Below are 24,099 nucleotides of genomic sequence, written 5' to 3' on the forward strand. Positions count from 1 at the left end.
CAAAGCCCCAACCGCTGAGGGCAGGGCCTCGGCATCCCATTCCGCCCGCGCAAGATGAGCGGCCAACTCGGCGCCGCGAGGTCCACATAAGATGCGGGTCAGCGCCCGCATGGAACGGAGCCGAGCGCGCCGCTCAGGTTCATCGAGCCCTTCCGCGAAGGGTCCCCAACGATCTTCCGATCGGATCACGAACGCATCTCCGCAGCCAAGGATCGCTGACAAAAGCGGTCGCCGGAGCATCCGGACAAAACGGACAAAACGGACATGTCCGGAATGTCCGCCGCGTCCGAGTGGACCGGACAAAACGGACGGACAGGACAGGATCACTAAGATCCTGTCCGGTCTGTCCGGTCCGTCCACGGCCGTCATGCAGCGTCAGGATTAGGGACAGCGAGCCAGTAGTGGCTGACCCCGCCGATGTCGCGACAGCCGATCAGGCTATCGCTTTGTGCGGTCTCGACGGCGCGCTTGAAGGCCTTGCGCTTCGCGTCTGACCGCTTGGTCTCGGTTTCCCCGGCAGCGGGGTAGGCCGCCTCGAACTCATGACGCAAAGCCGGCTCGCCAACGGCGACCACCTCTGGCCCTTCAAGACCGAAGGGGCGGACCCGACGCCCGTGGTCTATGAGGCTGGTCTCAATCGCGGACCGCAGCATCCTCAGCTTTTTCGGCCAAGGGTCCCGCATCGCTTCAGCCATCGCAGCGGCTCGCGACACCTGCCAATTAACGAAGCAGGTCGTCACCGGCTCACCGCTGTAGCTCTCTCCGACCTGGACTACGTCCAGACTGTAGGGCACCTCCATGCCAACCCGTCCGCCGCGCAGCTTACGTATGGCCAACCGGGTGTTGGAGATGTTGCCAGCCTCATCCCGGTTGCCGAGGAAGGCCAGCACAACGTCCGCGGCTGCCTCCTTAGCGGAAGAGCCACGGGTGCCGGTCTCGCTCGACTTACCGAAGTGGTCGACGCCCATCACGAAGGCCCCGGTCTCGCGGCTGAGAGTCTGGAGCGCATCCATCACCCGCTGCGCCTCGGAGGCTGAGTTCTCGTCATCAAACCCGGCACCAGCGGCGATCGTGTCGATGACGATCATCGCTAGGGGAAGGCCAAAACTGTCCCGCAGATGCTCGGTCACGGCCTGGACCACTGCCTGGAGGTGCGCGACCGCATCCTTCTCTACGAGACGCGGGCATTCCTCGATCCAAGCGAAGGGCAAATGGTCGAGGTCGATCTCCTGAGCTGCCTCGGCCTTGAGCTTGCCCTCGATCAAGCCACGTAGACGGATCGGGATCTCGAAGGCGCCCTCCGGCGCGATGAACAGAACGCCGCCTTGGCGCTCGGTCCGGCGGTTGGCGAAGGGGGTCAGCGTCATCACGGACGCAGCCAGATCCAACGCGCCAAAAGTTTTTCCGGCGCCCCACTGGCCCGAGATCAGTCCCTTGCCGGTCTCTGGCACGAGATCACGCACGAGCCACGCGCGGTCGGCGTTCGGATCCGCGTCGCCGTGCCACCGAACCTCGATGGGTTTCCGTGGCGCATCCCTAGGCCGGGCATCTTCGGGCGGGGCGAAGCGGGCTTCGTCCGGCTCGAGCGCGCGGTAGTTGCCGAGGTCGTGGACTGTAGCGCGGTCCGCGTGAATATCGTCGCCGTAGTTGGGGCGCCCGAGACGCGCCATTTCAGCGTAGAGAGGATCCGCTCGGCCCGTCATGGCTGCCTCGCGCTAGAATTTCTCGGACGCTGCGCCAAGTCCGAAGTCATCTCACGAAGTTCTGCGAAGAGATTTAACGCCGCGCGCGTCTGTGCCACCAAACAACGCAGGGCATGGTCCAGCCCATCATCGTTGGCGAGACCCGCATAAGAAGCGCCGATTCGAGAGTAAGTCTCTGCGCCGGCGAGTAATGCGGCAATTTCTTCTCTGTATAGGTGCGGCGCTCCAAAGGTGGTCGGCGCGGAGGGGCGATCGGCCTGGGGACTTTTCCCGGCCGGTACGGCTGTGTCGGTCATGGGATGTCCGTTCGGAAAGGCGGAGCGTCCCCCCCACTCCGCGGAACGGAACGCTGAGGGAGGACACACGCAGCCGGGTGATCAGCCCAGCTGCGTCGGGGAATGAGGAAGGAGTGTGGGGCGCCGGTCGACGCCAGGCATCGGTCAGCTATCGGACCTGATGTGCTCAACTATCGGTATGCCAAGCCTGTGGAAGTAGGCGGCAACCCGGGGTGTATTGCGGTATCCGCGTTGGTATTCGTCCAAGGCGCCAGCGTCGTCGTCTAGAAACGCGGCAAGAGCGACGCGCGAAATCCAGACGCGACCAGCAACTACTCTGCCGATTCCATGCTTTGACGCCCAATCGCGCATGGTCAAAGGAGAGACACCGGCTTGCTCGGCCGCCCCCTTTAAATTTGTAGCCTCTTCACGAGACCAAGGCTTTAGAATGAAAAGGTCGTCCTTCTTATGCTCAGAAGGGAGACCTTCTCTGACAACAACGTTCATCACACACCCCTTCATTCGGACCTTTGTTGGGCCCGTGAGACAATTGGGTTGTCTCCGAAGGAGTTGGGCGCTGCCCATGGGGGTTTGGAACCGCCCATGGGCAAGCTAGCGCCGCCCTTGGTTTCGATCAAGCGTTGTCAGTGAATGTAAGTCCGCCGTCACCATTATCTGTAGATCGATGCCGGTCTTCAGCCGACCACATCGCTATGTGGCAGCGTCGGCGAGACAACCGCGTGCTTCTTGGCGCGCCATCCAATCCGTGAGGCTAGCTTTGTTAGCGCAGCGCATACGTCCCAGCACGAAGTGGGGCAGGCGGTTCTGGGCTAGCAAATGAAGCGTCTGGCGCTGGGTGATCCCCAGATGCTCTGCGATCGCACGCGACCCATAGAGCAGTTGTCCGCCCACGGGCGGCGTGGTCCTTGCCGACATTGATGCAGTCCGATGGTTGGCTTGCGCCTTGATGGAACTGGGGCGCAACAGAGAGAGCCCGCTGAAGCGGACGGCGAACACATGAGGATTTGGAAGGAGCGCTCCGCCCTCGCGCTGATAGTCGGGGCAGAAACGAGAGCGGCCCCGCGCAGGGATCCTGCCGGGGCCGCTCTGGGGACTTCGCTGTATGGGGGTATATGTCAAACGATACTTGGGGGGAAGCCCTTCACGCGTGAACGCGTCGAGGTTTTTTTGACCCTTTAGGACTCCCGGATCCGCCTCGCTGCAACGAAGACAATTCGCATCAACGGATAGCCGAGCATCAGGGCGGCAACCATTAGAGACGGGAGCGGCGGGGGGGGCGTCATCGCAGCACAGCTGGTGCTGCAACCCGCGGGCCTATGCTCACCACCATTTTGCGCGTCCGGCGGAGAACTCCCTCGGCTTCCACAACCGGCGAAGCCCACGACCTGGGCGGTGTTCAAGCACGGCATACCGGCGCATTCGGGGTAAATGCGCTCGGAGAACGGGATGCCCGAGACGATGCACTGCCCGAGAGCAACAGCGAAATCCGGTCCCACGGCTTGAAGCGCCAGCACGTCGCTGCACAGCTCTGCGATGTCATCGTCCGTCACGCCTGAGAAAGTGGCTCTGAACGGTTCAGCTTAGGTTGTCGCGCACGCTGATGGTGCAACGCCCTGACGGTGTATCGTTCTATTAAGGCTACGCCCGCATCTTTGTGACGACGACGGGTCGCCCTCGCCTTAGAAGCGTTCAGCACCATGCGTAACCGCCTGCCACCGTCGTTCACTGTCGAGACGAAGTCCGGCGGACGCCATCAGCGCACGTTCATCCCACACCGGGCGGCTGCACCGGCGGTCTCACTGCCGGCCGTGTCCTGGCCTCCGCCGGCCGAGCTGCGAGCTCCTGCCGTCGAGGCTCGCCGGATCCTTCCCAACCTGATCGTGCCCGAGCCACCGCAGGTCGAACCGGAGCCCAACCAGGTCCATGCGGAGTGCGCGCAGCTCTCAGAGGAGCGATCGCCGCGGCCGCGGCGCGGACGGCCACGTAAGGCTCAGACAATCGTGACCGAGATGGCTGAAGGGCCGATCGCCGAGCCGGCGGCCGCGATCGCCTCACCCGTACCCGTCATGGCGCCGCGACCTCGGGCGTTGGGGGCGACGAAGACACCCCCTGTCCTGCCGCCTGGTGAGCGATGGAAGCGGCGTCTCGGGCGATGGGCCCGGTAGCCAGCAGCTAAGACGCGTCAACGCGCGAGAGGTTGGTCGCGCCCGTCCTGCTCGCGCCGCCAAGCCGATGGGACGGACTCAGCCCGCAGCGGTCTCGACTAAAGCTTCAGCCGCATAACGTGCGCGGGCCGCGCCATCACTCGGCAGACCGCTCTGTTCGCACCAGGCCCCAAATGCTTCTGGCTCGATTGAGACGCGCACGACGTCGACGCCACTGCGCTGGACCTCGCGTTCCATCTGTTCGGTGGCGATCCGCCAGGTCTCGTAATGCGGCGGCAGCTTCGCCCCATCGGCGAGGCCGGCTCGTAGGGCCTCGTAGTGCTCAGGCTCGTACCAGGGCAGTCCGACGCGACGAGGACGGCTCATCCAGGGCTCCTGTTGCAAGGCGTGCCCTCGACGTCAGCGGGTCGAGGGCACGCCTTTAAGTGTGAAACCGTGAACTCATTGATGGATGGAAGGATGCAGCCGCTAACTAAACTGAGATTATAGGAAATTGCACCTATTTTCCTGATTTGCGCCTGCATTTTTCAGGTGAAGTGTTCTTACACGAGTGAACGATCCGCCGATCGAAAGGTGGAAGAGTTCACGCTTTCATCCGGGAAGGGGTTCACCAACCCCCGGGGGAACAAGAGAGCCGACCCTCCGCGGCGTCATGCAACCGCGCGCCGCATGTCCTTGTACCAAAGCCGTACCGAGGGCGGGGCAAGGTGACGGTGAGACGCTACGGGCGATCACCGTCGAGGAGCTACGGCCGGAATTTCGGCGCCGGTACGCGACCGGCGAGACGGACGGCGACAAGGCCGCGAACACGGTCCGCCAAGCGCTCAAGAGAGCGTTGGAGGCATGCCCGAAACACGGGTTCCGGACCGCGGCCTGGGCCGAGGAGGAGTGGCTATGGAAAGCCTGACCGTGACACGCGTGACAAATGGCAAATGTCACGCCGGGCTGAGTTTCGACCGGGCAGGGAAGACCCTGATCGTCGAGATCCTCACTTCGCGGACCGGGGTGAGGGCAACCGAGAAACCGAGGATCAGGACGAGCAGCCCCGCGGATCCGTATCCAGGCAGACCGCGAGAGTGGCTCGACGGATCACCCGCCGGCGTCGAGGCCCCCGTCGCCTGCCTGCTCGTCGATCGCGGCCTTCGTGGCGGTCAGCACCTTGCGCAGCTGGATCCGGAGAGCGTTGCGCATGCCGGCGTCGTGGCCCATTACGTCGGCCGTGTCGGAGCCGCCGCCGAGCCGATCCTCCATGGCTGCCTGCGCCGCCTCGAAGGCGTTAGCTGCGAGCTGCGGGTCTCGGTTGGCGATCTCGCGGGCGAAGGTCACGAGGGTGGTGCGGAACACGCCGAGCGCGGTCGCGAGGGGTGCCTCAGACTGACCTGGTCCCGGTTCTGTGATCATGGTCTGCCTCCTCCGGATCGAGTCATCACAACCCGGGGAAGGGGCGACCGGTGCCACGGGGTGGTGATACGGTCGCGCAACCGCCTGGCGGCCTCACGGGTGCTGGACGGGCATGCCGCCCGGGTCATAGCAGCCTCGTCCAGCATCACGACGTCGTCGACCTGAGGCGGGGCGCCCTGGACGATGGTGGCGGCGCCAGATCCGATGATCCGCACCCGGCCGCCGGCCTCGCGGACCGCCGTGAACTCGACCTTCGCCTGCCGCCCCGGCGCGGCATCCGCGTCCCGGCCTGGTGTCACAGTCGGCTCGGCCGCCAGCGCACGCACGGTCGAGAGCGTGACTGGGGCGGCCTTGCGCTTGCGTCCTGCCCTCCGCATGCCGATCCCTCCGGGCAATAAAAAAGCCCGCGCGGATCGCTCCGCCGGGCTAGTGTCTGTTTCGGCCGCATGTCGCAACCCTGCATTAATCCTGCATTACAGCCCGCGAATTGTCAAGGTTTTACAGGGGTTTGGAGAGAGCTGATCCTGGCACGGCTAGCCGCAGGCCATACCCCGCAGCTGCTGAGATATTAAGATGCAGGCCCATTGTCTGACAGTGTTGCGCGCTCGGCTTCCCTCTCTTTTTTAAGAACGTCTAGTAATTCAATACGGCGTTTGGCAGCGACCAGCGAGGCACCACCCATAGTCACGATAAATTCTACATCACCGGACCTCGTGGCCGCAAAAACCACGTTGAAATCGATGCTAAATCGTCCCTTCACAAACTGACCAGGCTCCATCTTAGCAGTAACGTCAGAGTCAAACAAAGTTCCCCCAACCTCGTCTCGCACGACAAGGCGAGGCTCAATTTGGCCAGACTGAATTACAGCTCCCTCGACGTGAAAACAAAAGAATAGCTCTGTGGGATAGTTTGGAACGGTCAGCTCAAGTGGCCAAACTCCAATAAGAATAGCCTTACCAGTGACCTCCCTGCGGACATCATCACAAATGACAGCCGCGTCGATATCAATTTCAGCGGTGCTCATGCTTCTTACCGTCCGCACGAAGTGGGTAATTCTCTACGGCGGCCGTAGAATTATAGCTCGGCATCGGCCATCTATGGTCGTGCGTCATTATCTTGACCGGCCTACGTGGCGCAGTGCCGTGAATGTAGTTCGTAAGCTCTGGCTTGTTGTCCCCGACGAGGCGCTGACCCTGGTGTATGCGCTTAAAATGCATCCCAGTGTCGACAAAAACACGGTCCTTATCTAGACGATCGATCAGGACAAATTGCATGTCCAGATTGAGCGAATAGCAAAGATCGGAGATCGTCTTAATCGTCCAATTGGCGGGCGCAGAGAAGGTCCGGCTTACGGTTGCCTCGTCCCGACCCATCCGGTCGGCGACATCCTTTCGAGTGAGACCCTCTACATTCTTGCGGTACTCCGCCGCCACGCGAATTGCGCCGAACAGGCGCGCGCGCAGCACTTCTGCCATGTACAGACGCATATACTTGTTGTCGGCTTCAGAAGATGGCAGGTTTGTCGACATTTCGCGCAAGCCCTAGAAAATAATCCTTCTCACTCGTTCCGGTGTGCGGTCGCATGCCCGCGAGCGCCCCATCCAGATCCGCCATGGCAGCGGCGGCTATCCGATTGTAGTTCTCCCTGCCGCCAAGCTCATGCCTATCTTTCAAGTCGGAAGCTACGAAAGTCCCCTGGCCATACAGCCGACCGAAGAGCCTCCAACCTGGCCGCGGCGTCCGATAGCAAATGGCCCAGGCCTCATGGAGGTTCTCCAGCTTCTCGACCTCGGGCTCTTTGCTGGAGTCGCCCAGCAGACTCACGGTAAAATCGCATCCCTGAATGATGCGCGCGTTGAGAGCATCGGCACGAAAGTCCGGGAACCCCGTGTCCCGCCTCCGCCCTCCGAGATGCTCAAGCATCCACATCCGAACCCAGATTTCGTTGCGCTCCACGCCATCCAGGACCCGCGGCCGAACCTTCTCAAAGCCAAGAGCCCCGAGGTCGACTTCCGCACCATGTGGCGTCGTTGATATAAATGTCAACTGAAGTCTGAGCGTTGCGTTAACGCGGCGCCCACTATGGTCATGCCGCAACAGACCACTCCTATCCCGGATCGGCACGGAGCGGCAAAGGTGCCGAGATTGCTGCCGTGTCGCACCTGATGAGCGCCTCCCATCACGCGGTTGAGTTATAGATCAACTGCCTGGCGCCCTTACCTCTGATGCTCCATTCCCACTCCAGTTTCGGGCACGGCCCGATGAGGCTGAGGAACGTATCCCAACCTCCTCAATGGCTTAGCCTTGAGGGGGAGTTACGATGATAGGACAGCATGCACGGTGGGCAGCGCTCGCGCTCTGCACCACGATGGCGGCCGGCATCCGCTCGGCCGAGGCTCAAGGCGTGGCCACCGCGCCGGACGGGGGGCCATCCCTGGTGAATCCGGGCCCGAAGGCCAGCCCGGCCCAGAAGGCCCAGTACCGGGCGAACCGCGCCCGGCGGCGGGTCATCCGTGAGGCACGCAGCGCGGCCGGTCCAAGCAGCGCGGCGGCCGAGGGCATCACGCAGGGCGCCACCGCGGCCCCGCCGTCGCTGCCGCCCGGCACCGTCGACCTCGGGCACGGGATCACCGCGATCCTGAACTACACGGGCGAGTTCGCCGCCAACCCGAAGGGCGGCCTCCGCCAGGGCTCGGACTATGCCGGCCAGGTCTTCTTCGGCCTCGACGCCGACCTCGGCCGCCTCGCCGGGATCGACGGCGGCTCGATGCATGCCATCGTGACCGACCGCCACGGCCGCAGCCTGTCGCGGGACCTGATCGGCAACAACACCAGCGTGCAGGAGATCTGGGGCGGCGGCCAGACCGTGCATCTCTCGTCGCTGTCCTACGAGCAGAAATTCTTCGATAACCGCCTCGACATCGAGGTCGGCCGCCTTTTGGCCAACCCGAACTTCCTTGCCTCGCCGTTCTACTGCAATTTCCAGAACAATGGAACCTGTGGTGCGCCGAAATCGGCATTCAAAATGACGAACATCACCTGGTGGCCGATCGCCACCTGGGGCGCCCATGCCAAGGCCTGGGTGACCGACAAGGTGTTCGTGCATGCCGGCATCTACGAGGTGAATCCCCGCGATCAGCAGGACAACCAGAACGGCATCGACTGGTCGACCAACGGCGCCACCGGCGTCGTGGTGCCGGTGGAGGTCGGCTACTCGACCAATTTCGGCAACGACGCTCTGCCGCGCAACTACAGCGTCGGCGCGATCATCGACCAGTCGGACTATAGCGATCCGGTGCTCGACCTGCGTCGGGGGGCCCAGCTGTTCAGCGGCCTCGACCCGCTGACCCGGTTCGGCCGCTCGGCCGTCTATGCCCGCTTCGACCAGATGGTCTGGCGTCCGGATCCGAACGGCGTCCAGGGCCTGTCCCTGTTCGGCGCCGCGGTGTTCGGGACCGGCGGTCGACAGACCCAGGACTACTTCCTGGAGGGGGGCGCCGTGCTGACCGGCACCTTCCCGGGCCGGCCCTACGACACCCTCGGCTTCGTGTTCGCCATGGAGCACCTCTCGCCCCTGGGCACAGCCAATATCCGGGCGGCCCGGGCTTCCTATGGGCTCAGCAGCCGCAACGTCGAATCCCTGCAGACCATCCTGGAGCTGAGCTACGGCATCCAGCTGACCCCGGCGGTGCGGCTGATGCCGAACCTGCAATACGTGATCGATCCGGATCAGACCCGCTTCCCATTCCGGCCGAAGCCGATCCCGGACGCCTTCGTGGTCGGCGCGAAGCTCTCGGTGGACCTGTTCACCCTGGCGGGCTTCTCCAAGGGCCCCGGGAGCCTCTGAGACGGCCGCCGACCCGCGCGAGCCGGCATCGCCCGGCTCGCGGACCGACGAAACGACAGGGCCGCGCGGATCGTCCGCGCGGCCCTGTCGTTTCCAAGGGATCATCCGTTCGCCGCAGGCGGGCCGGTGCCAGCCGCGATGGCCGGCCCCGGCCGTTCAGCCTGCGCCGAGACGCGGAGCGCCCCGGAGGCTCACTCGGCCGCGGTCATCTCGGCCGTGAAGTGGCCGCACCAGTCGCTCGAGGTGACCACCGGCCACAGGCCCTTGGATTCCGGCTCCGGCTGGCTGACCGGCGGGTTGAACCGGCACAGGCCGGCATCGGCCTGGGGCGCGGCGCCGTTGCCGGTGTGCTCGTCGAAGAACTTGCAGCTCTCGCAATGGGCGTTGGCCATGTCGCGTATCTCCCGGTGAAGATCGGCTCCGTGCCGTTCTGTTGCGAATTAGAACAGCTATAATCTAGAAGTCAATGCGGGATTTCGGGCGCGGCTCCCCGCACGCGACCGCACAGCCCCCTGAACCCGGCGCGCGCCGCGGGCGGTCTCCGGATCCCGGGGAAGCGTTTTCCCGCCGTCGCCCCGCCGGGGGATGATCGTCCTCCCGGCCCCGGGATCGGGAGATCTGTCGGGCTTTCCGGGCGGCCTGCGGGCGCAGGCCCTGTCTCTGGCGAGAAAAATCCGCGTCCGGAGCGAGACGAAACTTCACCCATGACGCCGGATTACGGGGAGAACATTTTTCTCGCTCCGACGAATACGGAAAACCGTTTCATTGACCTGCGGATAGGGGGCGATCCATTCTAGTCACCCGTTCCGAGATCCGGCCGCGCCGCCTTCCGTCCGTCCCGGCCGGAGCGTTTCGCCGTCCCGCCCATCGCAAGGCACAAGGCAGCCAGAATGACACGACCGAGACTCGTCGGGCTGAGCGCGAACGTGCAGCGGCCGTCCAAGACCCGCACGCTGGTCGACGCGGTGCTGCGCGAGGCCAGCGCCCAGGCCGCCCTCGACGCCCGCATCCTGGACTTCGTCGATGCCGGCTCCGGCCTCGGCGCCGCCTGGACCCGCGACCGGCTGCCGCCGCCCGCCCGCGCGGTGCTCGACGCCATCGAGGAGGCGGACGGGCTCGTCGTCGGCTCGCCGGTCTACAAGGGCGCCTATACCGGCCTGTTCAAGCACCTGTTCGACCTGGTCGATCCGGGGGCGCTGGCCGGCAAGCCCGTGGCCATCGTAGCCACCGGCGGGGGGCTGCGCCACGCGCTGGTGGTGGAGCACGCCTTCCGGCCGCTCTTCGGCTTCTTCGGCGCGCTCCAGATCCCCACCGCGGTCTACGCCTCGGACGCGGATTTCGACGACGGCGTCCTGACCCAGGCCGGCGTGCGGGCCCGCGCCGCGGAGGCGGGCGGGCAGCTCGCCGCGCTCCTCGTCCATCGCGCGGCCGCTTCGGCCCCGGTCGCGCTCGCCGCCGCCGAGTGAGCCCCGCGATGCTCGACCGCCGCACCCTGCTCGCCGGCCTGCTGGCGCTTCCGGCGGACCTCGCCGCCGCCCGGAGCGCCGGCGCGGCCGAACCGGGACTCCTCCGGATCGGCTACCAGAAGAACGGCATCCTGGTGGTCGCCAAGCAGCAGGGGATCCTCGAGCGCCGCCTGGCGCCCCTCGGGCAGACGGTGCGCTGGATCGAGTTCTCCTTCGGGCCGCCGCTGCTCGAGGCTCTGTCGCTGGACGGGATCGATTTCGGGCAGACCGGCGACGCGCCGCCGGTCTTCGCGCAGGCGGCGCGGTCCAACCTCGTCTACGCCGCCGCCCAGGAGGCGGGCGGCTCCGGATCCGGGATCCTGCTGCCGAAGGGCTCGACCCTCACCGGCCTCGCGGATCTCAAGGGCAAGCGGGTCGCCTTCGCCAAGGCGTCGAGCGCCCACAACCTGACCATCGCGGCCCTGGAGAAGGCGGGGCTCGGCTACGCCGACATCGAGCCGGTGACCCTGGCGCCCGCGGATGCCGCCGCCGCCTTCGCCCGGGGCAGCATCGACGCCTGGACGATCTGGGACCCGTACTTCGCCATCGCCGAGGCGGGGGAGGGGGTGCGCGTGCTCGCCTCCGCCACGGAGATCGCCCCGCAGAACAATTTCTTCCTGGCGAGCCGGCCCTTCGCGGAGAGCCGCGCCCCGGTGCTCGCCGCGGTGATCGGGGCCCTCACCGAGGTGGCGGCGTGGTGCACGCAGAATCGCGGTGCGGTCGCCGAGCTCCTGTCGCAGGGCACCGGCGTGCCGCTGGCCGCGACCCGCCGGGCGGTGGACCGGACCGACTACGTGATCGGCCCGATGAACGACCGCGTCGCCGCCGCGCAGCAGCGCGTGGCCGACCGCTTCCACGCCCTGAAGCTGATCCCGAAACCGGTCCGGATCGCCGACGCGGTCTGGACGCCCCCCGCCCGCAACGGCTGAGTCATGACCGACCGAACGCCCCGCGCCCTGTCCCTGGCGCCGTCCGCCGGGCTCGCCCCGAGCCGCCGCCTGCTCCTGTCGGCGGGCCTCGGCCTCGCGGCCGCCTGCGCCCTGCGCCCCGCCCGGGCCGCGGGCGGCACGATAAGGATCGGCTACCAGAAATACGGGTCCCTCGTGCTGCTGAAGGGCCGCGGCACCCTGGAACAGGCGCTCCAGCCCCTCGGCACCGCGGTGGTCTGGTCGGAATTCCCGTCCGGGCCGCCGCTGATGGAGGCGCTGAACGCCGGGGCGGTGGATTTCGGCTCGGCCGGGGAGGCCCCGCCGATCTTCGCGCAGGCCGCGAGCCCGGACCTGCGCTACGTCGCCGCCGAGCCGCCGGCCCCGAGGGGCGAGGCGATCCTGGTGCCGAAGGACAGCCCGATCCGCAGCCTCGCCGACCTGCGCGGCCGGACGCTGGCGCTCAACAAGGGCTCGAACGTCCATGTCCTGGTGGTGCGCGCCCTGGAGAAGGCCGGCCTGCCCTACGACGCGGTGAGGCTCGCCTTCCTGGCCCCGGCCGACGCCAACGCCGCCTTCGTGCGCGGCGCGGTCGACGCCTGGGCGATCTGGGACCCGTATCTCGCCGCCGCGGAGCGGGCCACCGGCGCCCGGGTCCTGGCGGACGGGCAGGGGCTCGCGCCCAACCGCCAGTTCTACCTGTCCCGGCGCGGCTTCACCGACGCGAGCCCCGAGATCGTCTCGGCCGTGCTCACGGCGATCGGCGCGGTCGATGCCTGGGCCGAGGGCCACGCGGACGCGGTGGCGGCGGAGCTGGCGCAAGCGGTGGGCATCCCGGCCCCGATCCTCGGCGTCGCGCTGGGCCGCCTGTCCTACGACGTGGCGCCCCTCGACGCGGCGACCGTGGCCGACCAGCAGAAGGTCGCCGACGCCTTCCACGGCCTCGGCCTGCTGCCCAGACCCGTCCGGGTCGCCGACGCGGTCTGGACCCGGCCCGAACGCCGGGCCGAGAACCGGGGGGAGACCCGCTGATGCCTGTTCTGACCCGCGCGCGCCTGCGCGACACGGCCCTGCCCTGGCTGCTGCCGGCCGCGATCCTCCTGGGCTGGCAGGCCGCGGTCTCGGCGGGCCTCGTCTCCAACCGGTTCATGCCGGCGCCCCTCGACGTGGTCCGGGCCGGCTGGGAGGCCGGGCGGACCGGGGAGCTCTGGACCAATCTCGGGGTCAGCACCCTGCGGGCGCTGGCGGGCTTCGTGGTCGGCGGCGGCATCGGCTTCGGGCTGGGCCTGGCCAACGGCCTGTCGCGGCTGTCGGAGACGCTCACCGACACCTCGGTGCAGATGGTCCGCAACGTGCCCCACCTGTCGCTGATCCCGCTAGTGATCCTGTGGTTCGGCATCGGCGAGGAGGCCAAGCTGTTCCTGGTGGCGCTGGGCGTGTTCTTCCCGATCTACGCCAACACCCTGCACGGCATCCGCGCGGTGGATCCGGGCCTCGTGGAGATGGGCCGCGTCTACGGCATGTCCCGCACCGAGCTGTTCACCAGGGTGGTGCTGCCCGGCGCCCTGCCGTCGATCTTCGTCGGCCTGCGCTATGCGCTGGGCATCATGTGGCTGACGCTCATCGTCGCCGAGACGATCTCGGCCTCCTCGGGGCTCGGCTACATGGCCATGCAGGCGCGCGAGTTCATGCTGGTCGACGTGGTCGTGCTGGCGATCCTGATCTACGCGGCCCTCGGCAAGCTCGCCGACGCGCTGACGCGCAAGCTGGAGCGCGTCTGCCTCGCCTGGAACCCCGCCTACAGGAGCGCCTGATGCTGCTCGACGCCGTCCGCCGCGAGGCGCTTCCCGACGCAGCGACCGCCCCCCGGCAGGCCGGAGACCCGGAACCGGCGCGGTCCGCGGCGGAGTCCGCCCGCGGGATCGCCGTGACCGCCCGCGACCTGCACAAGAGCTTCGACGGCCATCCGGTCATCGCGGGCCTCAACCTGTTCCTGCCGGCCGGCGGGTTCACCGCGGTGGTCGGCCGGTCCGGCTGCGGCAAGAGCACCCTGCTGCGCCTGATCCTCGGGCTGGAGACGCCGACCGGCGGCCGGATCGAGCTGCAGGGGCCGGGGGGCAACCCCCGCCGGTCCGAGCCGCCCCGGCGGATCATGTTCCAGGAGCCGCGCCTGCTGCCCTGGGCCCGGGTGGTGGACAACGTCGCGGTCGGCCTGTCCGGCCAGGGCACCCGGGCCGGGCGCCGGGAGCGGGCGCTGGCGGCGCTCGCCGAGGTCGGCCTCACCGAGAAGGCCGGGCAATGGCCTGCGACCCTGTCGGGCGGCCAGCGCCAGCGCGTGGCTTTGGCCCGGGCGCTGGTGAGCCGGCCGGGCCTGCTCGCCCTCGACGAGCCGCTCGGCGCCCTCGACGCCCTGACCCGCATCGACATGCAGGATCTGATCGAGCGGATCTGGCGGGTGCAGGGGTTCACCGCGCTGCTGGTCACCCACGACGTCGCCGAGGCGGTGGCTCTGGCCGACCGCATCCTCGTCGTCGAGTCCGGACGCATCGCCCTCGACCTGCGGGTCGAGGTGCCGCGCCCGCGCCGGCGCGGGGATCCGGATCTGGCGCGGCTCGAAGGCCGTATCCTCGATCATCTGCTCGGCGCGCCGCAGGCCGCCTGAATCGTGACGGAGACTCCGATGACCGCACCGAATGACGGGCGCGCCGACGTCCTCTGGTTCCTGCCGACCCACGGCGACGGCCGCTATCTCGGCGCCCAGGAGGGGGCCCGGGAGGTCTCGCTCAGCTACCTGCGCCAGATCGCCCAGGGCGCCGACGCGCTCGGCTATTACGGCGTGCTGCTGCCGACCGGGCGCTCCTGCGAGGATTCCTGGATCATCGCCTCGGCGCTGGCGCCGCTGACCGAGCGCCTGCGCTTCCTGGTGGCGGTGCGGCCGGGCCTGATGGAGCCCTCCGCGGCGGCCCGCATGACCGCGACCCTCGACCGGATCTCGGACGGGCGCCTCTTGATCAACGTGGTCACCGGCGGCGACCCGGTGGAGCTCGCCGGCGACGGCGTGTTCCTGTCCCACGACGCGCGCTACGCCGTCACCGACGAGTTCCTGACGATCTGGCGGGGCCTGCTCTCGGGCGAGACCGTGACGTTCCAGGGCGAGCACCTGCGCACCGAGAACGGCCGGCTGATCTACCCGCCGGTGCAGAAGCCCTACCCGCCGCTCTATTTCGGCGGCTCCTCGGCGCCCGGCATGGCGGTGGCGGCCGAGCATTGCGACGTCTACCTCACCTGGGGCGAGCCGCCGGCCCAGGTCGCCGAGAAGATCTCCTCCGCGCGCCGCGCCGCGGAGGAACGTGGAAAAACCTTCTCCTACGGCATCCGTCTGCACGTGATCGCCCGGGAGACGGAAGGAGAGGCCTGGGACGCCGCGGAGACGCTGATCTCGAAGCTCGACGACGCCACCATCGCCAAGGCGCAGGAGACCCTGAAGCGGCAGGATTCCGTCGGCCAGAGCCGGATGATGGCGCTCCACGGCGGCCGGCGCGAAAACCTCGTGGTGTCGCCCAACCTCTGGGCGGGCGTCGGCCTCGTGCGCGGCGGGGCCGGGACGGCTCTGGTCGGCTCGGCCGACCAGGTCGCCGACCGGATGAAGGAGTATATCGACCTCGGGATCGACCGCTTCATCCTGTCGGGCTACCCGCACCTGGAGGAGGCCTACCGCTTCGCCGAGCTGGTCTTCCCGAAGCTGCCGCTCCGCGCCACCACGGGCCGCCCGGCGAGCAACGCCCGCAACGACGGCCCGTTCGGCGAGATCATCGCCAACGACCTCGTGCCGGCCCAGCGGGTCGGGGCGCATTGACCGGTGCGCAGACATGGCTGATCTGCACGCGGGCCATCCGGGCGTCATGGTCACGCCATTCTTGGCTCGCATCCGTCCGGCCCATCGCCGCGCGACACGCTCGCGCGGCCCGGATGCGTGAAGGATATCCATGACTTCGACCAAGACGGCCCTGACCGGCCTCCTGGCCATCGGCCTGTCCCTCGGTTCCGCCGCGGCCTTCGCGGAGCCGTCGCCGGCCCGGGAGGCCCTCAAGCAGCACTGCACCGGCGACTACATGGATTACTGCAGCGCCTACGCGCCCGGCGGCCCCGAGGTCGAAGCCTGCTTCAAGGCCAATCTCAAGAACCTCACGCCGGGCTGCTCCGCGGCGATCACCGCCTACAAGAAGGAGCAGAAGTCGACCAAGCGCTACAGCGAGGCGCATTGACGAACCGGGCGCCCGCGGGACGGTCGCCGCACGTCCCCGGACGCGGCCTGCTTCCGCGCAAGCTTTCGACAGTCCTGCGCGCCGCACCGAGATCGATCCGGGGGCGCCGGCCGGGCTAGGCGGCCGCAACCCCAGATGTCGGCCGGACGGCGCGCGTGAAATCTCTGGACGCATCCGGAGATCATCATGAAATTTTAAGCGTGCGGCCGCGATGACGAGGCGCTAGTTCGGACAAGCCTGATTCCGACGGCCCCGGGCGGATCGCGCGGCGGCGCGGAACTGAGTCCCGGCTCCCTCGGAGCTTCGTAGACCCGGATCCCGTGCCGATGACGACCACCGACAGGACCTCCGCCGGAGGCGCGGCGCGTGCGGTGTCGGCGCGCGTGTCGCGGACGATCCTGGCCGCCGGCGTGGCGACCATGATGATCGTGCTCGATCTCATCGTGTACTCGCAGCTGATCTTCTCGGGTCCCCTCGCCGAGAGCCGCACCGCCGGGGTGGCGGCGATGTTCGCGGCCTACGTCCTGGGGGGCCTCGTCTTCGCGGCGCTCAAGCGGGACATCGTGATCTCCCTGTCGTTCTTCGGGGCGGCGGCCATCGTGCAGGCGGCGATCGCCGCCGCGATCGCCGGGCAGCTGCACGGGGCGGGCGTGACCGATCCGGACGCGGTCGGCCAGATCGTCCTCCTCGCCTGCGGCGTGACGACCCTGCTGACGGGCCTCGCCTTCGTGTCCCTCGGGAGCCTGCGCGCCTCTCTGGTGGCCCAGCTGCTGCCCTACCCGATCCTGACCGGCTTCCTGTCCGGCGTCGGCCTGCTGCTCCTGCGCAGCGGCGTGCAGATCGGCGCCCATATCGACGACGCGCTCGCGGCCGTGCTGGGCAGTCTCGATCCGGTGACGCCGACCCCGGGCCCGATCGATCCCGGCACCCTCGGGCGCATCGCCCTGACCCTCGGCATCGGCGTCTGCGCCTTCTACCTGCCCCGGCGCCTCCCGCATTGGGGGACCTTCCCCGCCATCGTCATCGCCAGCTTCGCCCTGGTGCATCTCGGCCTGTCGGCCCGGGGTCTCGACACGGCCGCCGCCCAGGCGGCCGGGTGGCTGGTCGATCCGCTGCCGCCGGGATCCCTGCTGCGGGCACCGGCCATCGGCGGCCTCCCGGCCTTCGATCCCGCCCTGCTCCTGCCGATCCTGCCGAAGATCGCCACCGAGATGCTGGTCGCGGTCATCATCCAGATCCTCTACGTCGTCAGCGTCGAGCTGGACCTGCGGCGCGAGTTCGGCATCGACCGGGTCTTCGTCGCCGCGGGCTGGACGAATGTCCTCGGCAGCCTGTTCGGCAGCCCGGTGATGGGATTCGACCGGACCTCGACGCTGTACCTGCACACTATCGGCGGCGGCCAGTGGCTGGGCCGGTGGCTGACGCTCACCGTCATGGCGGCCGTGCTGGTGTTCGGGGCGAGCGCCCTCGGCCTGCTGCCCCGCCCCCTGGCCGGCGGCGCCCTCATCGCCATCGCGCTGGGGCACCTCTTCAACCTCTCCCGCGCCCACCGGACCCTGCTGCCCTGGGAAGTCGCGGTGGCGCTGGCCGTGTGCGCGACGACCGCCCTGTTCGGGGCGACAGTGGGCTTCCTGACCGGCATGCTGCTGGCGATGCTGATCTTCGCGGTCCAGTACGCCCGGATCCCGACCATCCGCCGGGTGCTCTCCGGGGCGGAGCGGCGCAGCAGCATCATCCGCGCGCCCGACACCGCCGCCCTGCTGCGCGAGGCCGGGACGCGCACGCGGATCTACACCCTGCAGGGCTTCCTGTTCTTCCTCAACGGCCAGGCGATCTACCAGCGGGTCGCCGCGGAGGCCGGAACCCTGCGCGTGCTCGTCCTGGACTTCCGGGACTGCGTCGGCCTCGACAGCTCGGCGCTCGTGGCGTTCCGGAAGATCGGGCAGCGCGCCGAGGCGCAGGGCTTCGACGTGCTGCTGGTGCATCTCGGGGCGAAGGCGCTCCGGCTGATCGAGCGCAACGGCCTCACCGCCGGACCGCGGATCCGTGTCCTGCCGACCCTCGACGAGGCCCTGCGCGCCGCCGAGGCGACGCTGCTGTCGGAGACCGGGATCTCCGGGGCCGGCGCGACCACGCGCTTCGCCCAGCACCTGTCGGATCAGCTCGGCTGCGCGATCGAGCCCGGCGACCTCGCCCCCTACGTGACCGTGCGCACCCTGGACACCGGCGCGGCGCTGATGCGCCAGGGCGAGGCGGCCGACGCCCTGTATTTCCTCGAGCAGGGCCTCGTCTCGATCGAGATCGCGGTGCCGGGGCGTCCCCATATGCGCCTGCGCACCACCACGGCGGGCACGGTGATCGGCGAGGTCGCGCTGGTGCAGGGCGGGCGGCGGACCGCCACGGCCATCGCCGAGAGCCCGTGCCGCGTCACCGGCCTCGACCGGGCGGGCCTCGCCCGCATGGAGCGCGAGCGCCCCGACCTCGCGCTGTACGTCCAGCGCTTCCTGATCCTGGAACTGGCCGGCAAGCTCACCGACACGAACCGGCTGCTCGAGGTCGAGCTGCACTGAGACCCGGTCTCCCGGATCCGGGGTCGGGCTCATCGCGGTCCGGTATGAGGCCCCCTCCGCGCGATCAGGCCGCCGCCAGGATCGCCGCCAGACCGATATGGGTCGCTTGGTGGAGGAACTGGTCGATGCCGATCAGCCACCAGAACCGGGCGTCGGTGGCGGGGAGGCGCGTGCGCCGGCCGATCAGGCTCTTGCCGCGGTCGATCGCCGTGTGCACGGCGAAATCCACCAGCGCCAGCCACCACAGGGCCGGCTTGACCGGCAGCGCGATCAGCAGCGTGCCCAACCCGTGCAGGCCGGTATGGGCGCAGAGCGGCACGGCCCAGGCCGAGGCGCGGTCCTTGCCCTGCGCCATCCAGGTGGTCTGGAGCAGGAAATCCGCCGCGAGCTGCTTCACCGCGAAGGCGAGGAACAGCAGGGCCAGGGCGCCGACCGGAACGGGCGTGTCGAAGGACGGCATCGCAGCGCTGGGTCTCCTGCCGCGCTCGAGCGGGCCGACGGCGCGGGCGCCGAATCGATGGGTCTCCAGCATACACCCCCGGCCGGCCCCTGGCTCGGTTCGGGCCGCGGCCACGCCGCGGGGGCGGGGGGGGAAAGGGGAGGAAGGGGAGGGAGCGGGCGCGACCGGACGACCGCGCCCAGACGCGCGGCGATCCTCACGGGCGGCCGATCCAGGCCGCGCGCAGCACCCGGAGGTTGGCCGCCGGGACCGGCGCGGCCGGTCGGGACGCGGGCGGTCCGGACCGCGCCGGATCGATCACCGCCAGCCGGGCGACCTCCGCGGCCAGACGGGTGTAGTCGGCCAGATGCACGCCGTCCTGGTGCAGCCCCGGCCCGGCGAGGCCGCCGGCGCCGGCGCGCAGGGCGGCGAACGGGTCGAAGAAGGCGTGGCCCCGCGCGGCGCAGAGCGCCGCGAGGCGGTCCGAGAAGATCGCGACGGCGGCCGGGTCCCGGCCGGTCGTCCAGGCGCCGACCGGCGGCACGGCGGCGACGAAGACCTGCGCCGACCAGGTGTCGAGGAGGTCCAGGATGCGCCGGACCTCGGCCTCGAACCGGCGCACGCTCCGGTCCCGCTCCGGGTGGCGCCAGCGCAGGATGTCGTTGGTGCCGATGATCAGAACGGCGGCCGCGCAGCGGACCGGGACGGGCAGATCCGCGAGGTGGCGGGCGCAATCGGCCGCGGTGCTGCCGCCGACGGCGACGTTGAGGCTGGGCCGGCCGCCGAAATCCGGCGTGCCGATGAACTCCGCGTGGGAATTGCCCGCCAGCAGCACGCTGTCCGGCGTGGCGGCGCGGAGCGCGGCGCGGAGGTCGGGCCGCCGTTCGGCGAGCCGCCGCCCGACGATCCGCCGGTGCCGCCAGTGTCGGATGGCGGTCTCGATCCAGGGAGCGCGCATGGCTGTCCTGAGCAGGCGTGAGGGATCGGCCGCGCCGGGGGGCCGGAGCGGGGTAGGGAGCGGGCACGGGCCGGATCGACTATCGGTGACCGCAGGCAGGCGACGGAGAAGTCAGGCTTTCATCATTCAGGCGCCGGAAACACACGGAAATACTTTCCAATACTGCGTGCCGACGGTGCCGATCTATAAGTGGGAAAATTTCACACGTCAATGGCCACGCTGGCCGTCGCCCGGTCCGGGTCCGGCGGCTTCCGGCTCCGGCGCAGCCGCGCTAGAATGCCGTCCGCCGGAGTGGATACCGGTTCGGCGCGAGAAAGCACGTCACCACAAGACCCTCGGTCGGGGGTCTCAGGGGCGGCCGCGCCGCGGCGGCGGCCCGGGACGGTCGGGGAAAGCCGGGATGGTCAGGGATCGCGTCTTCATCGTCACGGGCGCCGGCTCGGGGCTGGGGGAAGCGGCGGCGCGCGGCCTGGTGGCGGCGGGGGCGCGGGTCGTGGTGGCCGACATCGCCCGGGAGGCGGGGGCCCGGGTGGCGGCGGAGCTGGGCGCGCAGGCGCGCTTCGCGGCGACCGACGTCACGCGCGAGGCGGACGGGCAGGGGGCGGTCCGGGCGGCCCTCGACGCCTTCGGGCACCTGCACGGGCTGGTGAACTGCGCCGGGATCGCGCCCGGGGAGAAGGTCCTGGGCCGCGAGGGACCGCACCGGCTCGACAGCTTCGCCCGGGCGGTCTCGGTGAACCTCGTCGGCACCTTCAACATGATCCGGCTGGCAGCCGAGGCGATCGCCCGGGAGGCGCCCGATGCGGACGGCGCCCGGGGCGTGATCGTCAACACCGCCTCAATCGCGGCCTTCGACGGCCAGATCGGGCAGGCGGCCTACGCGGCCTCGAAGGGCGGGGTCGCCGCGATGACCCTGCCGATCGCCCGGGAACTCGCCCGGCACGGCATCCGGGTCGTCACCATCGCGCCGGGCATCTTCGCGACGCCCATGATGGCGGCCATGTCCCAGGACGTGCAGGACGCGCTGGGCCGCTCCGTGCCGTACCCGCCCCGGCTCGGGCGCCCGTCGGAATACGCCGCCCTCGTCCGGCACATCTGCGAGAACCCGATGCTGAACGGCGAGACGATCCGCCTGGACGGGGCGCTGCGGATGCCGCCCCGCTGAGCGTCTCTCAGCCGATCGACACGCTGGTCAGGATTTCGGCGGCCCGGCGCACCTCCGCGGCGATCATCTCCTCGCTTGGCCCATCGATCGGCAGGTCGGACAGGATCGCCGCGACGTCGCGCTTCACGTCCTCGCGGATCTCCGGATTCTCCTCCGACAGGCGCCCGATCAGGACGCCCAGCACGATCTCCAGCGCCGACAGCTTCGCGTGTAGGCGCGTGACGTCGTCCAGGGGCTCGGGCTCGTGTCCGGTCATGGGCGGCTCCGTCTCGGATGGGGGGCCGACGCGCGCGCCGGCGGGCTCGGCGTCTCATACAGCCGCGGCGGCCGGCCGTCTCGCCGGACGGTGCAGCGTCCGGGCCGGCGTCGCATGGGGGCGGGGGCGGCGCTCCGAGGGCCGGCGCGCCACGGCCGCCCCGCCGCTGCATGGTGTCGCCCCGCCGCGGGAATGCGGAGCCGGACGGCCGCCCCGGCGATTGCTCCCGGACGCGGCGTCCGCCAGGGCGTGGATCGCAGGGCGCTGATCGGGAGGGCGGCATGGCTGCAGGTGCGCGGGATTCCGGAGCCGAACTCGGCAAGGCCCACACCCGGGTCGAGGGGCCCGACAAGGTCACGGGCCGGGCCCTCTACAGCTCCGACCGCACCGGCCCGGAGGCGGGCACCGCCCACGCCGCCCTGGTGACCAGCCCCATCGCCCGGGGCCGGATCACCGGGTTCGACCTCGCCGCCGCGGCCCGCATGCCCGGCGTGCTCGGCCTCTTCACGCATCGGGACTTTTCCGGGGCGGTGGCGCCGGTGAAGCACCTGATGGCCGGGGGCTACGCCAACAGCACGCACCGGCCGCTCGAATCCGACGCGGTCGCCTATGCCGGGCAGATCGTGGCCCTCGTCGTGGCCGAGACCCTGGAGGTGGCCGAGGCCGCGGCGGGCGCCGTTCGGGTCACCTACGCGGAGGAGCCCGCCGCCGGCGGCTTCGACGCGCCCGGGGCCGAGACCGTGCGGCTCGCCGACCTCAAGCCCCACCACGCGGACATCGCCCGGGGCGACGCCGAGGCCGGCCTGGCGGAGGCGGCCGTCCGCGTCGAGGCGCGCTACGAGACCCCAGTCCAGCACCACAACCCGATCGAGCTGTTCACCACCCGGGCCGCCTGGGACGGCGACCGGCTCACCGTGCACGAGCCGACCCGCTACGTCGGCGCCGTGCAGCACGGGCTCGCGGCGCAGCTCGGGCTGGATCCCGCGCAGGTGCGGGTGGTGGCCGGCCTGATCGGCGGCCATTTCGGCTCGAAATTCGCGCTGTCGCAGCACACGGCGCTGGTCGCCCTGGCGGCCAAGCGCCTCGACCGGCCGGTCTCCCTGGTGCCGACCCGGCGGCAAGGCTTCACCATCGCCAATTACCGGCCGGAATCGCGCCACCGGATCCGGCTCGGGGCCGACCGGTCGGGCCGGTTCACCGCCCTGGTGCACGAGGCCGAGACCGTGACCTCGCGCTTCGATCCCTTCGTCATGGAGGGCGCCGAGGTCACCGCCAGCCTCTACGCCTGCCCGAACATCCGCACCAAGGAACGGGCCGTACGGGTCGACCGCAACACCCCGGGACCGATGCGGGCGCCCCCGGAGGTGCCGTTCCTGTTCGCCCTGGAGAGCGCCGTCGACGAGATGGCGGTGGCGCTCGCCATGGACCCGATCGAACTGCGCCGGCGCAACGACACGGCGGTCGATCCGGTCTCCGGCAAAGCGTTCTCGACGCGGCCGCTGATGGCCTGCTTCGACGCGGGCGCCCAGGCCTTCGGCTGGTCGCGCCGGGTGCCGCGCCCGGGTTCGATGCGCGATGGTCCCTGGCGGGTGGGGCTCGGCTGCGCCACCTCGGTGCGACCCGTAAAGATCGCCGCCGCGACGCTGCGGGTCCGGCTCGGCCCGGACGGCGCCGCGGAGGTGGCCTGCGCGCACCACGAGATCGGCAACGGCATCACCACACTGCTGGCGATGGGCGCGGCGGACGGGCTCGGGGTGGCGGTGGAGCGGGTCACGGTCCGGCTCGGCGACACGGACCTGCCGGCGGCGGGCATCTCCGGCGGGTCGAGCACGACCACCAGCCTGATGAACGCCCTGGCGCTGGGCTGCGGGCAGATCCGCGCGGTCCTGGCGCAGGCCGCGACCGGGCAGGGCGGGCGCCTCGCCGGCCGGGATCCGGACACCCTGCACCTCGGGGGCGGGCGGCTCGCGGCCCCGGACGGGACGGGAATCGCGCTCGCCGAGGCGGTCGGCCCCGGGGGCGTCGAGACGCTCGCCGCGTTCGTGCCCGCGGGGGGCGACCGGGACACGGCCCTGGCGGCCCTGCGGCAGGGCCATATCGGGCTCTCCCTCGGCGGCGGCGGGCAGGCCGTGTCCTGGGGCTTCGGGGCGCAGTTCGCCGAGGTCCATGTCCATGCCGAGACCGGGGAGATCCGGGTGGCCCGGCTGACCGGCGCCTTCGCGGCGGGGCGGATCCTCAATCCGCTCACCGCCCGGAGCCAGCTCACGGGCGGGATGATCTGGGGCCTCGGCTCGGCGCTCCTGGAGGAGACGGTGGTCGACGGCGCCGCCTACCGCAACCCGGACCTGGCCGAGTATCTCGTGCCCACGGCGGCCGACGCGCCGGAGGTCGAGGCGCTGCTGGTGGACGACCCCGACGATCAGGTCGATGCGCTGGGCCTGAAGGGTCTGGGCGAGCTCGGGATCATCGGGGTGAACGCGGCCATCGCCAACGCCGTCCACCACGCCACCGGGCGGCGCATCCGGAGGCTGCCGATCCGGCTGGAGGACGTGGCGTAGAGGGGGGCCACCTCTCCCTCCCCCCTTTGCGGGGGAGGGAGCGCG

General features: G+C 69.7%; 22 protein-coding genes. 11 read left to right on the forward strand and 11 right to left on the reverse strand.

Annotation, left to right across the window (positions count from 1 at the left end; genetic code table 11):
• Nucleotides 1–365: 365 nt before the first annotated feature.
• The 7 genes from MKK69_RS16415 to MKK69_RS16445 all read right to left on the reverse strand — a co-directional run bounded on the left by MKK69_RS16415 (nucleotide 366) and on the right by MKK69_RS16445 (nucleotide 7,662).
• Complete coding sequence (locus tag MKK69_RS16415; RefSeq protein WP_243969482.1) at nucleotides 366–1,703, reverse strand: ATP-binding protein; 1,338 nt, start codon at nucleotides 1,701–1,703, stop codon at nucleotides 366–368.
• Between the two features lie 2,539 nt (nucleotides 1,704–4,242).
• Entirely contained in the window at nucleotides 4,243–4,530 is a 288-nt protein-coding gene (locus tag MKK69_RS16420) for a hypothetical protein (RefSeq protein ID WP_243969484.1), read from the reverse strand.
• A 723-nt stretch (nucleotides 4,531–5,253) separates the two neighbouring features.
• On the reverse strand, nucleotides 5,254–5,565 hold the full coding sequence (locus MKK69_RS16425; RefSeq protein ID WP_243969486.1) for a hypothetical protein: 312 nt from the start codon (nucleotides 5,563–5,565) through the stop codon (nucleotides 5,254–5,256).
• Nucleotides 5,562–5,942 carry a nitrogenase component 1 gene (locus tag MKK69_RS16430; RefSeq protein ID WP_243969489.1) on the reverse strand — a complete coding sequence of 127 codons (381 nt, stop codon included), beginning with the start codon at nucleotides 5,940–5,942 and terminating at the stop codon, nucleotides 5,562–5,564. The genes MKK69_RS16425 and MKK69_RS16430 overlap by 4 nt, the downstream gene beginning before the upstream one ends.
• Nucleotides 5,943–6,133: 191 nt before the next feature.
• Nucleotides 6,134–6,589 (reverse strand): hypothetical protein, encoded by a 456-nt coding sequence (locus tag MKK69_RS16435; RefSeq protein ID WP_243969491.1) that lies wholly within the window; start codon nucleotides 6,587–6,589, stop codon nucleotides 6,134–6,136.
• Nucleotides 6,576–7,052 carry a helix-turn-helix domain-containing protein gene (locus MKK69_RS16440; protein WP_243969493.1) on the reverse strand — a complete coding sequence of 159 codons (477 nt, stop codon included), beginning with the start codon at nucleotides 7,050–7,052 and terminating at the stop codon, nucleotides 6,576–6,578. The genes MKK69_RS16435 and MKK69_RS16440 overlap by 14 nt, the downstream gene beginning before the upstream one ends.
• Before the next feature lie 16 nt (nucleotides 7,053–7,068).
• Complete coding sequence (locus MKK69_RS16445; protein ID WP_243969495.1) at nucleotides 7,069–7,662, reverse strand: hypothetical protein; 594 nt, start codon at nucleotides 7,660–7,662, stop codon at nucleotides 7,069–7,071.
• Between the two features lie 223 nt (nucleotides 7,663–7,885).
• On the opposite strand from MKK69_RS16445, the gene MKK69_RS16450 reads away from it, so the two are divergent.
• Nucleotides 7,886–9,412 carry a carbohydrate porin gene (locus tag MKK69_RS16450; RefSeq protein ID WP_243969497.1) on the forward strand — a complete coding sequence of 509 codons (1,527 nt, stop codon included), beginning with the start codon at nucleotides 7,886–7,888 and terminating at the stop codon, nucleotides 9,410–9,412.
• Between the two features lie 191 nt (nucleotides 9,413–9,603).
• Here MKK69_RS16450 and MKK69_RS16455 read toward each other — a convergent pair whose 3' ends face one another.
• A complete protein-coding gene (locus MKK69_RS16455) occupies nucleotides 9,604–9,804 on the reverse strand; it encodes a hypothetical protein (protein ID WP_243969498.1) in 201 nt (66 codons plus the stop codon).
• 498 nt (nucleotides 9,805–10,302) lie between these two features.
• Here MKK69_RS16455 and msuE point away from each other — a divergent pair, with 498 nt between their 5' ends.
• The 8 genes from msuE (at nucleotide 10,303) to MKK69_RS16495 (ending at nucleotide 18,678) form a co-directional block, all read left to right on the forward strand.
• Nucleotides 10,303–10,878 (forward strand): FMN reductase, encoded by a 576-nt coding sequence (gene msuE, locus MKK69_RS16460; protein WP_243969500.1) that lies wholly within the window; start codon nucleotides 10,303–10,305, stop codon nucleotides 10,876–10,878.
• Between the two features lie 8 nt (nucleotides 10,879–10,886).
• The gene (locus MKK69_RS16465) at nucleotides 10,887–11,846 is read left to right on the forward strand and encodes an aliphatic sulfonate ABC transporter substrate-binding protein (RefSeq protein WP_243969502.1); all 960 of its coding nucleotides are present in this window, start codon (nucleotides 10,887–10,889) and stop codon (nucleotides 11,844–11,846) included.
• Nucleotides 11,847–11,849: 3 nt separating this feature from the next.
• Nucleotides 11,850–12,875: a sulfonate ABC transporter substrate-binding protein gene (locus tag MKK69_RS16470; protein WP_243969504.1), complete on the forward strand. Its 1,026-nt coding sequence runs from the start codon at nucleotides 11,850–11,852 to the stop codon at nucleotides 12,873–12,875.
• Entirely contained in the window at nucleotides 12,875–13,657 is a 783-nt protein-coding gene (gene ssuC / locus MKK69_RS16475) for an aliphatic sulfonate ABC transporter permease SsuC (RefSeq protein ID WP_243969505.1), read from the forward strand. The genes MKK69_RS16470 and ssuC overlap by 1 nt, the downstream gene beginning before the upstream one ends.
• Nucleotides 13,657–14,505, forward strand: a complete 849-nt coding sequence (locus MKK69_RS16480) for an ABC transporter ATP-binding protein (RefSeq protein WP_243969507.1) — start codon at nucleotides 13,657–13,659, stop codon at nucleotides 14,503–14,505. The genes ssuC and MKK69_RS16480 overlap by 1 nt, the downstream gene beginning before the upstream one ends.
• Nucleotides 14,506–14,523: 18 nt before the next feature.
• The gene (ssuD, locus tag MKK69_RS16485) at nucleotides 14,524–15,699 is read left to right on the forward strand and encodes an FMNH2-dependent alkanesulfonate monooxygenase (RefSeq protein ID WP_243969508.1); all 1,176 of its coding nucleotides are present in this window, start codon (nucleotides 14,524–14,526) and stop codon (nucleotides 15,697–15,699) included.
• Between the two features lie 130 nt (nucleotides 15,700–15,829).
• A complete protein-coding gene (locus MKK69_RS16490; RefSeq protein WP_243969510.1) occupies nucleotides 15,830–16,108 on the forward strand; it encodes a cysteine rich repeat-containing protein in 279 nt (92 codons plus the stop codon).
• A gap of 326 nt (nucleotides 16,109–16,434) precedes the next feature.
• Nucleotides 16,435–18,678, forward strand: a complete 2,244-nt coding sequence (locus MKK69_RS16495; RefSeq protein WP_243969512.1) for a cyclic nucleotide-binding domain-containing protein — start codon at nucleotides 16,435–16,437, stop codon at nucleotides 18,676–18,678.
• A 64-nt stretch (nucleotides 18,679–18,742) separates the two neighbouring features.
• Here the strand turns inward: MKK69_RS16495 and MKK69_RS16500 are convergent, their stop codons facing one another.
• A complete protein-coding gene (locus MKK69_RS16500) occupies nucleotides 18,743–19,138 on the reverse strand; it encodes a DUF3307 domain-containing protein (RefSeq protein ID WP_243969514.1) in 396 nt (131 codons plus the stop codon).
• Between the two features lie 196 nt (nucleotides 19,139–19,334).
• A complete protein-coding gene (locus MKK69_RS16505; RefSeq protein WP_243969516.1) occupies nucleotides 19,335–20,075 on the reverse strand; it encodes an SGNH/GDSL hydrolase family protein in 741 nt (246 codons plus the stop codon).
• A 400-nt stretch (nucleotides 20,076–20,475) separates the two neighbouring features.
• Here MKK69_RS16505 and MKK69_RS16510 point away from each other — a divergent pair, with 400 nt between their 5' ends.
• Nucleotides 20,476–21,240 carry a 3-hydroxyacyl-CoA dehydrogenase gene (locus tag MKK69_RS16510; protein ID WP_243969518.1) on the forward strand — a complete coding sequence of 255 codons (765 nt, stop codon included), beginning with the start codon at nucleotides 20,476–20,478 and terminating at the stop codon, nucleotides 21,238–21,240.
• A 7-nt stretch (nucleotides 21,241–21,247) separates the two neighbouring features.
• Here MKK69_RS16510 and MKK69_RS16515 read toward each other — a convergent pair whose 3' ends face one another.
• Entirely contained in the window at nucleotides 21,248–21,496 is a 249-nt protein-coding gene (locus MKK69_RS16515; protein WP_243969520.1) for a hypothetical protein, read from the reverse strand.
• 281 nt (nucleotides 21,497–21,777) lie between these two features.
• Between MKK69_RS16515 and MKK69_RS16520 the strand changes: the two genes are divergently transcribed.
• Entirely contained in the window at nucleotides 21,778–24,054 is a 2,277-nt protein-coding gene (locus MKK69_RS16520; RefSeq protein ID WP_243969522.1) for a xanthine dehydrogenase family protein molybdopterin-binding subunit, read from the forward strand.
• The last annotated feature ends 45 nt before the right edge of the window (nucleotides 24,055–24,099 follow it).

The organism is Methylobacterium sp. J-026, from assembly GCF_022829585.1.
Lineage (GTDB): Bacteria > Pseudomonadota > Alphaproteobacteria > Rhizobiales > Beijerinckiaceae > Methylobacterium.